The organism is Wolbachia endosymbiont (group B) of Scrobipalpa ocellatella (assembly GCF_964188425.1).
GTDB lineage: Bacteria > Pseudomonadota > Alphaproteobacteria > Rickettsiales > Anaplasmataceae > Wolbachia.
This window is the reverse complement of the sequence record NZ_OZ077190.1, coordinates 886,888-900,239: the sequence shown is the minus strand read 5'-3', so window position 1 is coordinate 900,239 and position 13,352 is coordinate 886,888. Positions and strand designations below refer to the sequence as shown.

The following is a 13,352-nucleotide window of genomic DNA, read 5'->3' as shown; positions in this document are numbered from 1 at the left end:
TTAAAGCACAACGTTCTTGATGAGATTAGGGCAAGCCAATGTCAGCTACTTGAATGACACCATTTGCTATGCCCTCAAAAATGAATGCTCGTACAGCTGTGTGCCAGCTACTTGCATCTGCTATTTTTACTCATAATTATCTTGCCTGAACGAACTTAAATTCAAGTAGTTAATCATAGAAACAAAAAAAAGAAGATAACCAATATCTTCTTTTACTCTAATTAAAAAGACATTGAATTGTAATTGTCTATTTCATCTGATATAAGCGATAATTTTATGCTCTCAAAACGGAGATTACTTGCAATATCTGTTAACTGTTCACTAAGTGTTACTTTTTCTGGTGAATGGTGTTCAGGAGCTTTAATATTTCTATTACAGTCAGCCTTACACCAAGATCTATTAATTTTTGTCAATAAATCATTACCCTCGTATTTATTTTCACACTGTCTGTGGCACAAATTAAGTAAATCAACACCATGCAATGTCAATGAAGCAGAATCTTGTGTAAATTTTACCATAATATAATCCTTAATCTTATTATATCTATATTAACATATAAATGTGAATATTATACTAATATAGTTACTTTTTATGGCAAGTGGTTTTTGGTTATTTTCTAAACTTTCTTTATAAAAACCATAGGCGCCTATTGGTTTTTAGCTAAAGTAAAGATCAAGTATCTGGAATTCTGGACATAAAATCCTCCTGTGTAAAAAAGATTAGAAAAAAAGTGCGGCGCACATACGACAGAGATTAAGTATGTGTGTGCACCTACGTACGCTGAAGAAGATACGCCACATTTTTTAATGAATTTAATGAAAAAAGTCTGCAGATAAAGATAAATTTTGAGCTCTTAAAATATCTTTTACTATGATTATAGTCAGATTTAAAATATGCGCAAGCAATTTTTTTCTGTAAAAGTTTAACAAAAGAATTCAAAAGTTTGTGAACAACCTCTAAGTGTATGGTCCCAGAGTGTGATGGTATATAGACTATCTGGATCATTTAAAGTGTCAGATCAAGTCCCATTTAAGCAATAAAAAGACCAGATCAGGACAAAAACGCTACCATTTTCAGCCCTTATTCAGGTGGCTCAATTTCCCGTAACTTATATAAGTTACCGTAATCTTTCAAAACCTCAAACAGACTTTCTCTAATGCAAAACAGTATAACTAGTGAGCAATAAGCTACACTCCTTTTAGCTGTAAGCTTTGCATGATAATATACTTACTTTAATTTTTCTTCTTTAAATAATACGTGTCTTCTGACCACTGGGTCATACTTCCTAAACTCGAGCTTCTTGGGAAGGTTCTTAGGATTACGTTTTTTTACACAAAAATAGCCTGTTAGTTTCTCTTCTCCAGTTTTTGTTGTTTTAGTTGCAGTGCTAACTAGCTTGACAAGCAAAGAAGCATTTTTTTTCGCCATAATTGTTAGTGACATAATAAACTCTATGCAAGTTTATTACGCAAAACACTGAAAGTCAACCCAATAATGCAGATCGCAAAATTCTTGACAATCAATAATATATTAAGTAGTATAAGAACGTTTCAGAATGAAAAGTAGACGGTAAATAAGTGGTGAGTGATGGCAAAAGGTTATTGTTGATAGAAAGTACTACCTGTTCTAACGAGGTAAGGGTTGCCCTACTAGTTAATGGTAGGGTTGTAGAGTTTGAACAAGAATTCAAGGAAAAAAAACAATTAAGAGGTAATATATACGTTGCTTATGTAAAGCGTATAGAGCCTGCTTTGCAGGCCGTGTTCATTGAGTATGGAAAAAATAAGCAAGGTTTTTTGTCTTTTTCTGAGATATCTCTAAATTATTTTAATATTCCAGAAAAAGAGAAGGAAATTTTCCCTGATGAAGACTATTCGAGCGGTGTGGACTGTTCAAATGATAATTGCACAGAAGAAGGCCTAGATTCTACAGCTAGTAATGAATCCAGCAGTGGTTTTGTGAGGGAGGTACCTTTACATAGAAAATATAAGTTACAAGATGTGATTTCAGTAAATCAAAAGTTATTGGTTCAATTAACTAAAGAAGAACGAGGAAATAAAGGAGCTTCATTTACAACATACGTAACTTTGGTCGGTAGATACTGTGTTTTCATGCCCAATTCCATAAGTAGGGGTGGAGTATCTCGCAGAATTGAAGATACCAACGTTAGAAAACAGTTAAAGGATATATTAAATTCAATAAATTTACCAAAAGGCTCAGGTTTAATAGTAAGAACTGTTGGTGCAGGAAAAAGTAAGAAAGAAATTGAGCAAGATTACAATAATTTGACCTTATTATGGCAAAATATCCAGCAAAACTTCTCTTCTTTAAATGTTCCATCATTAATTTACAACGAAGCAGATGTAGTTATGAGATCTGTACGTGACTTTTGTAGTAATGATACAGAAATTATAGTATCTGATAGAGAAGTTTGTGAAGCGGTAAGAAAATACACTAAAAATGTGTTACAAGGAAAATTGCGTCCTAGATTATATAGAGGTTCTGTTCCAATCTTTACTTACTATCGAGTCGAAGATCAAATTTCTGAATTATATAGCAATAGAGTAGAATTGCCATCTGGTGGGTCTTTGGTGATAACCTTAACTGAGGCATTTGTTTCAATAGACGTAAATTCAGGGAAAATGACAGGAGAAGATAACATAGAAGAAACAGCTTATAGAACTAATATGGAGGCATTATCTGAAATATCAAGGCAAGCGAATCTCAGGGGCTTATCAGGGTTAATAGTTGTTGATTTTATTGACATGTTGAAACTTGAGTATTGCAAAAATGTTGAATTTGCTATCAAGCAGGCGTTTAAAGATGATAAAGCTAAAGTTCAATTTAGCTTTATCAATGACTTTGGTTTAATGGTCTTTTCAAGACAAAGAATTAAACCAAATATACAGGAAATTAATACTACAGAGTGCTTACGCTGTAAAGGTATTGGAAGAGTGAAATCAAACGAAGTGGTTGTTGCATCGATACTAAGGGATTTGCAACATATTGCTAATAAAAATCAAAATAAGTCCTTTGATTTAATAGCACGCAGTGCAGTTATAGCGCACATTTTTAATAATAAGCGTGATATGGTTTCTACAATCGAAAAAGAGTTCAATATTACATTAAATGTTAGTATTGATAATAGTTTAGATGCAGATACATTTATTTTAAAGCAAGGAGACCATATTAATTTTAATGATTATAAGCCATTGCAGAATTCTGGATGTCAAATTGTGAATAGCAGGGATAAAGAAGCTGGTAAACTACCGGGCAACTTTTGGTTAACTAAATGGCTTTCGCGCCTTTTGGGCTCTAACAACTAAACGGGACTTGTAATTAACGAGTTTTATACTTATATATTTTACATCAGATAATATTTAAAAGGGAGTATTCATTATGGGAAGAGCAATAGGTATAGATCTTGGAACAACAAATTCTTGTGTTGCAATAATGCAAGGCAAGGATACAAAAGTAATTGAGAATAAAGAAGGAGCAAGAACTACTCCATCTATAGTTGCATTTACTTCATCTGGAGAAAGGTTGATTGGCGCTCCAGCAAAAAGGCAAGCAACTACCAATGCAAATAATACTTTTTTTGCAACTAAGAGATTGATAGGTCGCCAATATAGCGATCCTGAAATGAAGAATCTAGGTGTACCGTATAAGGTATTTGCAGCAAAAAATGGTGATGCATGGGTTAAAACAACTGATGGTAAAGAATACTCTCCTAGTCAAATTGGTGCATTTATACTACAAAACCTGAAAGAAGCAGCTGAGGCTTATCTTGGGGAAGAAGTAAAGGATGCTGTGATAACAGTGCCGGCGTACTTCAATGATTCTCAACGTCAAGCAACAAAAGATGCAGGAAAAATTGCTGGATTAAATGTCCTCAGAATAATTAACGAACCAACTGCTGCAGCACTTGCTTATGGTCTTGATAAAAAGCACGGACACACAATAGTAGTGTATGATCTTGGTGGTGGTACATTTGATGTTTCAGTTCTTGAAATAGGTGACGGAGTTTTTGAAGTAAAGGCTACAAATGGTGATACTCACCTTGGAGGGGAAGACTTCGATAATGCAGTAGTAAATTATTTACTGGGTGAATTCAAGAAAAGTAATGGCATTGATTTGAAAAACGATCCAATGGCTATGCAAAGAATCAAAGAAGCTGCAGAAAAAGCAAAGGTAGAATTGTCAAGTGCAATGGAAACAGAAGTAAATCTACCGTTTGTTACAGCTGATGCAAGTGGCCCAAAACACTTAAATATGAAGCTAACAAGAGCAAAGCTTGAAAGTTTAGTGAATGATTTAATTGAAAGGACTATAATTCCTTGCAAAAAAGCTCTTGAAGATGCTGGTTTGTCTGCTAGTCAAATTGGTGAAGTAGTTCTTGTTGGTGGCATGACTCGTATGCCAAAAGTCATAGAGAAAGTTAAAGAATTCTTTGGCAAAGATCCACACAGAGGGGTTAACCCTGATGAAGTTGTAGCAATTGGAGCTGCAATACAGGCGGGAATCATTCAAGGTGATGTAAGAGATGTATTACTACTTGACGTAACTCCACTTTCTCTTGGTATTGAAACTCTAGGGGGAGTGTTCACTCCACTTATTGAACGTAATACTACTATTCCCACAAAAAAATCTCAGGTGTTTTCAACTGCAGAAGATAACCAAACAGCCGTTACAATTAAGGTACATCAAGGTGAAAGAAAATTGGCGATTGATAATAAACTGCTTGGTCAGTTTAGTTTAGAAGGAATACCACCTGCTCCTCGCGGGGTTCCTCAAATTGAGGTGACATTTGATATAGATGCAAATGGAATAGCGCATGTTTCTGCAAAGGATAAAGCTACTGGAAAAGAGCAAAAAATACGTATTCAGTCTTCAGGTGGTTTATCGGAGGATGAAATAAATCGGATGGTGAGAGAAGCTGAGGAAAAAGCACAAGAAGATGAAAAGCGTAAGAAATTTATTGAAGTGAAGAATCAAGCGGATAGTTTAGTTCATTCTACAGAAAAATCTTTGACAGAATATGGTGATAAAATTTCTCCAGAAGATAAATCTGCTATTGAGAATGCAGTTAATGAATTAAAGGAAGTTAGTAAGTCTGATAATATTGATGATGCTGATTCAATACAACAGAAGGTTACTAATCTTTCTCAACTTTCTATGAAGCTTGGAGAAGCTATGTATAAGGAATCTCAACAACAACAAGGTGGAGAAAGCTCATCCACAACAAATAATGAGGAAGAAAAAGTAGTAGATTCTGATTATCAAGACATGGATAATAAAGAAGAGAATAAGTAATTCGATTGTCATCCCAGTGCCCAGATACTGTGGGATGACAAGAGGAGCGTATTGTTGCTTAAAGGAACTATTGTGGATATTATTAAGACAATAGAAGAAAAATTACGCGATTCAATAGGTGTAATTGATATTAATATTATCGATGAATCAGCAAAGCATGTAGATCATTATTTTGTTTCTTCTTCGACACTACCTTCACATATCAAATTAGTATTAATATCTAACGACTTTTCTGGAATGAGCTCTTTAAAGAGGCATAAATTGATCTATGAATTATTAAAGAGTGAAATAGAGCGATTACATGCGATTTCTCTTCACTTGTATACGCAAAGCGAATACAATCTAAAAAATAAATAGTAGAAACGTGAGAGAAGAGTCTTTATTAGTTAAAGCAGGAAGAAAATTTAATGATTATAAAGGATCGATGAACCCACCAGTTTATCATTCTTCTACCATATTATTTCCTACTTACAAGGATTACTTAAGTGCAGCGAATGGGGAGAGTATATATGATGTGATCAATGATGGTGTTGCAAGGGATTACAGCTATAGTAATGTTGGTACGCCTACTGTTCATTATTTTTCAAATGCACTGGCTGAAATTGAGGGTAGGGGACAAGCACTCATCTACCCTTCTGGATTATTTGCACTTACTTTTGCTATTTTGACTTTCACTACAGCAGGTTCGCATGTTCTGATACAAGATAATAGTTATTATAGGCTAAAGAGATTTGCCGAAAATGAACTACCAAAAAGAGGAGTAGAAGTAACTTTTTATGATCCGACACAGGATATAACTGATTTAGTTCAGAGTAACACTTCACTCATCATGATTGAGACGCCTGGTTCTATAACGTTTGAGATTTCGAATGTAGAGCATATAGTAAAAGTTGCTAAAGAACGTGGAATCGTAACCGTTTGTGACAATTCATGGGCCACTCCTTTGTTGTTTAAGCCGCTTGATTATGGAATTGATGTTGCACTATACGCGGTGACAAAGTATCTAGCCGGTCACTCAGATTTAGTGATGGGAGCTATGGTTGCTGAAGGTAAAATTTTTAAATTGCTTTATGAGAGCTATAAAAATTATGGAGTCACCATTCAATCGCATGACTGTTACCTTGCACACAGGGGACTTAGAACACTGCAAACACGCATGAGGAAGCATCAAAGTACAGCAATGCAAGTAGCAAAGTGGCTGGAAAAACATCCAAAAATCAAAAAAGTCTTATACCCCGCACTTTTTTCCTATTCTCAGCATGATTTATGGAAAAGTTATTTCAAAGGGGCAAGTAGCGTATTTAGTATAGTACTCGATAGAGAATATTCATGTGAGGAACTAAGCTGCATGGTTGATCACATGAAAATTTTTGGCATCGGTGCTTCTTGGGGAGGATGTGACAGTTTGATATTACCAATAGAACATAGATCTATGTCAAGATCTGTAATGAATTCAGATTATGGTGGAAGTTTTGTGCGAATATTTTGCGGACTAGAAGATCCTGAAGATTTGATTTTTGACTTGAATACTGCATTAATAAGACTGCCATGTTCAAGTGTTAAAGATGATTGTGAGACTGAAAGAGCTACTGCATAACATTGTAAATGCTGACTTTGATATTGAAATCAAAGGCGTCACATGTAATCCTAAGAGAGTTAAAGAAGGTTACCTTTTTGTTTGTGTGTCAGAAAGGAGTAAAGAACACGTAACATGTCTTCCTAATGGATGTGTACACAACTGTGTAGACGTTGTAATACAAGGGGCCAAGAAAGATGTCATCCCAGTGCTCAGACACTGGGATCCAGAAAATTTAATTGTAAACAAGCATACTAGACAATTGTATAATGAAAACTGGATTCCAGTGTCCGCTACTCGAATGACAAGTACTCCAAGTTTTGCAGTGCTTTACCACTCGGACCCTCAAGGAATATACAGTGAAATAGTCAGCAGGTTTTATCAATTCAAACAACCTAAATATGTTGCTGCTGTAACTGGTACGAATGGTAAAACTTCAGTGGTGGAATTTTGTCGCCAGATTTGGCAAGATAATGTAGCGTCTATAGGAACACTGGGAACATGTGTCAATAATAATAGAAAAGATAATAGCCTTACAACGCCAAGTGCAGATGATCTTTATTCCACATTGCGTGACATAAATAATAAGAACGTAGAACACTTAGCATTAGAAGCTTCAAGCCATGGAATCGATCAATACAGAATCCATGGACTCAGGCTCAATGCTGCAGCTTTTACTAATTTCTCTCAAGATCATTTGGACTATCACAAAAGTATCGATGAGTATTTTGAGGCCAAGAAAAGGTTGTTTGATGAGGTATTGCCAAAAGAAAAAACAGCGATTTTAAATGCAGATATAGGCGAATATGGAGAGTTGCTCAACATAGCTGAAAAGCGTGGCAACAAAGTTATAACCTATGGAAAAAAAAACTCTGACATTACTTTATTAAAGCAGATACCCACTGCCAATGGTCAATACCTGACAATTCAAATCGGTGATGAAATTTATAACGCATTTTTTCCGATTTTTGGGCAATTTCAAGCATATAATTTGTTGTGTGCAATCGGTATAGTTATTTCATCTGGTATGGACTATCAAAGAATGTGTATAGATAAACTCGCTTCTCCATCTGGAAGAATGGAAAAAGTGAACACTTTTGCATTTGTCGATTACGCTCATACTCCAAGTGCACTCAAACAAGCTCTGTTGTCTTTAAAATGGCACTTCAATAAAAAGATAGTTCTAGTGTTCGGTTGTGGCGGGAATCGTGATCAAACAAAACGTGCAGAGATGGGTAAAATAGCACAAATGCTTGCAGGTAAAGTTATAGTCACAGATGACAATCCGCGCGATGAAGATCCGGGGAAAATTCGTCACGATATTTTGTTACATTGCCCTGATGCACTGGAGATAGGAGATAGAAAAAAAGCTATAGAGAAAGGTATAAATATAGCACATGATGAAAATATGATTCTGCTAGTTGCAGGAAAAGGACATGAAAGATTCCAAATAATAGAAGGCCAATCCCTTGAATTTAGTGATGTTGAAGTTATTAGAGAGGGCCAAAAATTTGCTACTGCTGTTTTGCTCTCTCCTTCATCCAACGCCTGAATGGCTTTTTTCCTTAAGTCATAACTGTACGCTGCTGGCATTTTTACCTTCTTGTTACACTAAATCACTATCTTATCTTGTTCCTACTATTATGAGAAGAGCTATACAAGGATATGAAAGTGGAGATTGTGGTTACAAGATTAGTGAGAGAATATAGAAAAATTTAGGATGAAATATTGCGTGATATAGTTCATTTAGTGATAAAGGCTCTTACAGGTATAGTAGCGCTTCATAAGTAAGAATATTTTTACAAAGAATTTAATAATCACAATTTAGGCAATGATGAAAGTTCTTTAAGAAAAAAGTTTAATACTATCAAGAAAAGTTTGCATAGGCATAGCAATATAATACATAATAATCAAAATATTCCAAATTCTGTCAATTTATTTGCACAGTCAATCACTTGAGAATTCGGAAATTGATTTTTAAACCAAGTGTACTGGCGTTTTGCATAATGCCTTGTGTTTGTTTGAGCAATCTGTATTGCTTCGTCTAAAGTAATCTCCCCTTTTAAGTATCTTATAATTTCTGGTACTCCATGTGCTTTCATAGCTGGCAAATGTGGAGATGGGTTCATGCTAAGTAGGTTTTTTACTTCATCAATTGCTCCATTTTCAACCATTTCAATAAAACGAGAATTTATTTTTCGGTATATATCCTCACGTTTAGGTAGAATTGTATATACCTTAAAATTATTGAACAAAGGAGGCTGTCTATTTTCTTGCCATACAAAGATTGTCTTGCCAGTTTCAGTGATAACTTCAAGTGCTCTTGAGAGGCGATGTGAGTCATTAATAAATATTTTACCTTGAATCCTTGGATCTTTGCTTAGCACTAATTTGTAGAATTCCTCTTTACTTAAATTTTTTCTAAGTTCATTTACGTTTTCTCTCACTTCCTGGCTTATTTGTGGAATCGATGATAATCCCTTGATTAAGCTGCTAATGTAAAGCCCACTTCCTCCAGTGATGATCGGTATTCGTGAATTTTTCAGCGCGTTGTTAACTTCCCTATTTAAATCCTCTATCCATAAACCTACGGAATAATTTTCTCTTGCTGAAACATAACCGTATAGCCTATAAAATTCTTTCTGCTTTGGTGGTTGAGCAGTAATTACGGGAATCTCTTTGTATACCTGCTTTGAGTCACAGTTTATTATGCTAATGTTTTTATGCTTTTTTATCAAGTTATCGCATAATTCTGATTTACCTGAGGCTGTAATTCCTGTAATAATTACTATATTATCTTTCATTTATATTAATTTAACTAACCTATGATAGGGTGTAGTAAAAATTTGGATTCTACAATCTAAAATTTGGAGACTTTTATGGCAGAAAATGATAACGATAACTCGTTTACTAAGCGTTTTACAAATAGGACTTCTAATGAGACAAGAGGAGGTTTTTCCAGTAAGTATTCATCTCAAAATACCAAAGAACATGCACTAGGAGCAAAAGGAAAAATTTCTGAATTGGCAAACAAAAAAGCTGAAGCCAAGGAAGCTTTTTCTGAAAGTGGCGGCATAAAGAGTAAAAGCAGAACTATCAATGAAAGATCCTTTGCTGATGCAACAAGAAGAAGTAGATCAGATCTCATATATCTAGTTCGTGGTAAAGATCGAGGAAGATCAGCTTGGCACTATGTATTAGTTGATAAAGATAAAAGAGAAATGTTTCTGGCAAAAAGTAGAACTGGCTCTATAGATGTTGCAGATTATGGAGAGATTTTATATTCAGGATGGGGAGATGATCCACCACAGACGATAGTCGATAAAATCAATGAGGAGTTCGGATTGTAGTAAATCTGTTGTAAAAACGAGCAGTTGCTAATAAAATTTACTGTAAGTATACAACAGTAGCCATTTCGGTATCTTAATTGCTACCATATAGCGAGATAACTGTAAACCCAGAGCTATTGTAGACATAAGTTTTAGCTATATGGTATTTGAAGTAATAAATGCAATAAAAAATAATTTGTTAGCATGCTTTCCAACAGAGACAGTATATGCTCTTGCTTGTAATGCGCTAGGTAAAGAATCTATAGAAAAAATATACCGGATAAAGAAGCGTTCTCAAAACAAGCCACTCTCTATATTTGTTAGTGATGTTGATAGTTTGACAAATATAGCAAAGGTAAAAGAAGAATATATCAATTTAATAAACTACTTTTCTCCTGGACCAATGACCTATATTTTACCACTTCAAGATAACAGTATATTACCAAATGAGTTCTTTAAAGATAGTATAGGCATAAGAATTCCTGATCATCCTATTGCGATTTCAATATTAAATGAACTGAAAACTCCAGTAGTTGCAACTAGTATTAACATTTCAGGAGAAAAAAGTATATGCAAAGCAAGAGATATACCTCAGTCTATTAAGCAACACTTATCTGCAGTAATTGAAGATGATGAATTAGTTTCTGGTATAGAATCTACTATTATTGACTTAACTGGAGACAAGATTAAGGTTTTAAGAAAAGGTAAAATTTCATTACAAACAATAAATAACGAATTTTCAAACTAAGATCTATAGGAGAAAGAATGAAAAAGGTGATAGGCCACAACCAAGCAAAAAAAAAGATAATGAACAACTTGTCTGTTCAATCTTGGCTGATCTGTGGTAAAAAAGGCATAGGAAAAGCAACACTTGCACAATCCTTTTCTAATTGGTTTCTTATCAAAAATTACGATGAAGTAGCATTAGACTTACACATTGTTGAAGGTGATACAATAGGAGTGGAAAAGGTGAGAGAAATGAAAAATTTTCTGTACCTAAGCCCCATTCAATCAGAATATAAGATAGCTATAATAGATAGCTTGGAGGCAATGACTAGCAATGCTAAAAATGCAATATTAAAGATATTAGAGGAGCCGCCACAAAATTCTAAAATACTTATAATTAGCCATAAACTATATGATATACAAACCACCATCCGGTGTAGGTGCTTTCAGCTGAATTTACTTCCGTTAACTTACGATGAAACAAAGCAGGTTGTTTCATCTCAGTGTAAATTCGACGATAAAATATTTAGTGAGATCATTACTTTGTTTCCCGGAACTCCGGGAGTAATAATAAATGCAATAAACAGTGGTGCTTATGAGTCACATAAGCATTTTTATACATTTTTCCGTAATCTAAATAATTCTGATATAGTTAATAAAATAATTAATAGTGAAATTGAGCTAGAACTAGCATCACATATCATTCAAACCTCCATTTTAGAAAGTATAAAGAAAGAAGTAAATAATGTTGAAATTTTGCTAAGTCAATGGAAAGAAATAGATGAACTTTTCGTTGCTGCAAAGCAATTTCGCTTAGATAAAAAGCATGTTTTAGCTAATGTAGTTAACATCATGACACAAAAATATAATACTTTTAACATAAATTCATGATAAAATCCTGATAATTTAATACTTAAAGTATATAGTTTGACTGATAATAAATTAACTTTATGGCAATCAATAGAAGTTTTAACAAAAACCATATTGAACATGCAGAAAGAATTGAGTTTACTCAAGAATACAGCTTTAGACCAAGACGTCACTTTAGAAAAAGGGAAGGAGCTGTCAAGTGGTATCTATGAAGCAAATTTTAAGCTCAATAAGGCAATCAATATAGCTACTTTGCCAAAAATTGGCCATCGCATGCTCAGTGGCGAGTTAGTCATACTTAATCATATTACGAAAGAAGAAGTAAAGATTCCTAGAGATTTTCATTATCTTAAAGTTATTAAACTCAATCATGATGACTATAAACTAACGTTTTGTAATTTTTTAGGTAATGAGTTTTTTGAATATAAAAAGTATGATCCACAATATTCTGATCTTTCAGATGAATATAAATTCGTGGATTTTGGTAGTGTAAAAAAGACTAATAATCTAAAATTTAAGGAGTATGTTGGTCATGCACCTAAATTTTTTGCTGTAGAAGGTCTTATTGAGCCTGGATCTGAAAACCATGTAATTGATCTATTTGAGCTAGTCAGAGAAGGTAAAGGCAGAAAAGTGGGAACCCTTGCTGATGAATTTGGTTATTTTGATGATCAAAATAAATTACACTACTATAATTATCACAAAAGTGCAGAAAGTAATACTTATGATCCTGAAAGCTTCAGTGTAAAAATGATAAATTTAGATGTGAAGAAAATTGATAAATTTCATCTTATTGCAGAACAAGGTGATATAATCATTCATACTATTTTGGAAAATTTAGACATATTTTAAAGTTTTTTTAGAGTTATTATAATTAGGTTATGGAAGTTGAATCAGTAAAAAACAAAAGTTATTTCAGGAAAGCAGTAGAATGGTATTGCCACAGATACCTGTTCTGCGTTGTAGAAAGATCTTGGATGGCGTTAATAACGTTACTTCTCTTAGTATGTTTATTTTTATCATTACTAAACATATACCTATTACTTCCTGTTAAAAAAGATTTAAATTTTGTGAAGTACACGAACCACACAGAAGATGAGTTTTCTACAATACATAAACTTAGTTTTAGTAAAAAAGAAGATGAATACACTTCCATAGCAAGGTACTTGGTAAGTCAATACGTCGAAGCATACGAGTCCTCTCAGATCGTTGAATCAAAGTATCAAGAAAATTTTATAAAAAACAATTCTATATATAAAATCTATCAAGACTTTCAGGAAAAAGTAAACAATGAAGCTGTTTCATCCACAAAAAAAATTACCAACATAAACGTAACAACACTATCTATTGACCGATCGATCAAGGACTTAGTTAAATTTGCTGGAAATGCCACTGTACTTTTTGCAGCTGAGCAAAATAAGAAAATGAAAGACTATGCTGTGGAGGTTAGCTTTACTTTATCAAACATGAAAGCAACTCTAACTGGTATAATACCATTTAAATTTATTGTTAACGGCTATAAATACAGCTGATTACAT

13 protein-coding genes are annotated in these 13,352 nt (G+C 33.9%); 10 read left to right on the top strand and 3 right to left on the bottom strand.

Annotated features, from left to right (window positions below; translation table 11 throughout):
• Positions 1 to 221: 221 nt before the first annotated feature.
• Together AB3210_RS04145 and rpmG are read right to left on the bottom strand one after the other, a co-directional pair.
• The gene (locus tag AB3210_RS04145) at positions 222 to 518 is read right to left on the bottom strand and encodes a hypothetical protein (protein WP_007302708.1); all 297 of its coding nucleotides are present in this window, start codon (positions 516 to 518) and stop codon (positions 222 to 224) included.
• A 709-nt stretch (positions 519 to 1,227) separates the two neighbouring features.
• Positions 1,228 to 1,428 (bottom strand): 50S ribosomal protein L33, encoded by a 201-nt coding sequence (rpmG, locus tag AB3210_RS04140; protein ID WP_012481745.1) that lies wholly within the window; start codon positions 1,426 to 1,428, stop codon positions 1,228 to 1,230.
• A 149-nt stretch (positions 1,429 to 1,577) separates the two neighbouring features.
• On the opposite strand from rpmG, the gene AB3210_RS04135 reads away from it, so the two are divergent.
• From AB3210_RS04135 to AB3210_RS04115, 5 genes are all read left to right on the top strand, one after another.
• Positions 1,578 to 3,326 (top strand): Rne/Rng family ribonuclease, encoded by a 1,749-nt coding sequence (locus tag AB3210_RS04135; protein WP_052264748.1) that lies wholly within the window; start codon positions 1,578 to 1,580, stop codon positions 3,324 to 3,326.
• Between the two features lie 73 nt (positions 3,327 to 3,399).
• Positions 3,400 to 5,313: a molecular chaperone DnaK gene (gene dnaK, locus AB3210_RS04130; protein ID WP_052264747.1), complete on the top strand. Its 1,914-nt coding sequence runs from the start codon at positions 3,400 to 3,402 to the stop codon at positions 5,311 to 5,313.
• Between the two features lie 72 nt (positions 5,314 to 5,385).
• Positions 5,386 to 5,670 carry a BolA family protein gene (locus AB3210_RS04125; protein ID WP_012481743.1) on the top strand — a complete coding sequence of 95 codons (285 nt, stop codon included), beginning with the start codon at positions 5,386 to 5,388 and terminating at the stop codon, positions 5,668 to 5,670.
• Between the two features lie 7 nt (positions 5,671 to 5,677).
• The gene (gene metC / locus AB3210_RS04120) at positions 5,678 to 6,910 is read left to right on the top strand and encodes a cystathionine beta-lyase (RefSeq protein ID WP_019236355.1); all 1,233 of its coding nucleotides are present in this window, start codon (positions 5,678 to 5,680) and stop codon (positions 6,908 to 6,910) included.
• The gene (locus tag AB3210_RS04115; protein ID WP_007302714.1) at positions 6,879 to 8,441 is read left to right on the top strand and encodes a Mur ligase family protein; all 1,563 of its coding nucleotides are present in this window, start codon (positions 6,879 to 6,881) and stop codon (positions 8,439 to 8,441) included. Before metC ends, AB3210_RS04115 begins: the two co-directional genes overlap by 32 nt.
• A 358-nt stretch (positions 8,442 to 8,799) precedes the next feature.
• Here AB3210_RS04115 and miaA read toward each other — a convergent pair whose 3' ends face one another.
• Positions 8,800 to 9,693, bottom strand: a complete 894-nt coding sequence (gene miaA, locus AB3210_RS04110) for a tRNA (adenosine(37)-N6)-dimethylallyltransferase MiaA (RefSeq protein WP_019236354.1) — start codon at positions 9,691 to 9,693, stop codon at positions 8,800 to 8,802.
• A gap of 75 nt (positions 9,694 to 9,768) precedes the next feature.
• Here miaA and AB3210_RS04105 point away from each other — a divergent pair, with 75 nt between their 5' ends.
• From AB3210_RS04105 to AB3210_RS04085, 5 genes are all read left to right on the top strand, one after another.
• Positions 9,769 to 10,239: a hypothetical protein gene (locus tag AB3210_RS04105; protein WP_019236353.1), complete on the top strand. Its 471-nt coding sequence runs from the start codon at positions 9,769 to 9,771 to the stop codon at positions 10,237 to 10,239.
• A gap of 139 nt (positions 10,240 to 10,378) precedes the next feature.
• Positions 10,379 to 10,966 (top strand): L-threonylcarbamoyladenylate synthase, encoded by a 588-nt coding sequence (locus AB3210_RS04100; protein ID WP_007302717.1) that lies wholly within the window; start codon positions 10,379 to 10,381, stop codon positions 10,964 to 10,966.
• Between the two features lie 17 nt (positions 10,967 to 10,983).
• The gene (locus AB3210_RS04095) at positions 10,984 to 11,835 is read left to right on the top strand and encodes a DNA polymerase III subunit delta' (protein ID WP_007302718.1); all 852 of its coding nucleotides are present in this window, start codon (positions 10,984 to 10,986) and stop codon (positions 11,833 to 11,835) included.
• Positions 11,836 to 11,871: 36 nt separating this feature from the next.
• Positions 11,872 to 12,666, top strand: coding sequence for a hypothetical protein (locus AB3210_RS04090; RefSeq protein ID WP_019078583.1), 795 nt, complete (start codon positions 11,872 to 11,874; stop codon positions 12,664 to 12,666).
• Between the two features lie 29 nt (positions 12,667 to 12,695).
• Positions 12,696 to 13,346 carry a VirB8/TrbF family protein gene (locus AB3210_RS04085; RefSeq protein ID WP_007302720.1) on the top strand — a complete coding sequence of 217 codons (651 nt, stop codon included), beginning with the start codon at positions 12,696 to 12,698 and terminating at the stop codon, positions 13,344 to 13,346.
• Positions 13,347 to 13,352: the final 6 nt, after the last annotated feature.

Bases quoted from the DNA above. Each gene is read 5' to 3' on its own strand.
- AB3210_RS04145 (WP_007302708.1), bottom strand. From the start codon at position 518: ATGGTAAAATTTACACAAGATTCTGCTTCATTGACATTGCATGGTGTT.
- rpmG (WP_012481745.1), bottom strand. From the start codon at position 1,428: ATGGCGAAAAAAAATGCTTCTTTGCTTGTCAAGCTAGTTAGCACTGCA.
- dnaK (WP_052264747.1), top strand. From the start codon at position 3,400: ATGGGAAGAGCAATAGGTATAGATCTTGGAACAACAAATTCTTGTGTT.
- AB3210_RS04115 (WP_007302714.1), top strand. From the start codon at position 6,879: ATGATTGTGAGACTGAAAGAGCTACTGCATAACATTGTAAATGCTGAC.
- miaA (WP_019236354.1), bottom strand. From the start codon at position 9,693: ATGAAAGATAATATAGTAATTATTACAGGAATTACAGCCTCAGGTAAA.
- AB3210_RS04105 (WP_019236353.1), top strand. From the start codon at position 9,769: ATGGCAGAAAATGATAACGATAACTCGTTTACTAAGCGTTTTACAAAT.
- AB3210_RS04100 (WP_007302717.1), top strand. From the start codon at position 10,379: ATGGTATTTGAAGTAATAAATGCAATAAAAAATAATTTGTTAGCATGC.
- AB3210_RS04095 (WP_007302718.1), top strand. From the start codon at position 10,984: ATGAAAAAGGTGATAGGCCACAACCAAGCAAAAAAAAAGATAATGAAC.
- AB3210_RS04085 (WP_007302720.1), top strand. From the start codon at position 12,696: ATGGAAGTTGAATCAGTAAAAAACAAAAGTTATTTCAGGAAAGCAGTA.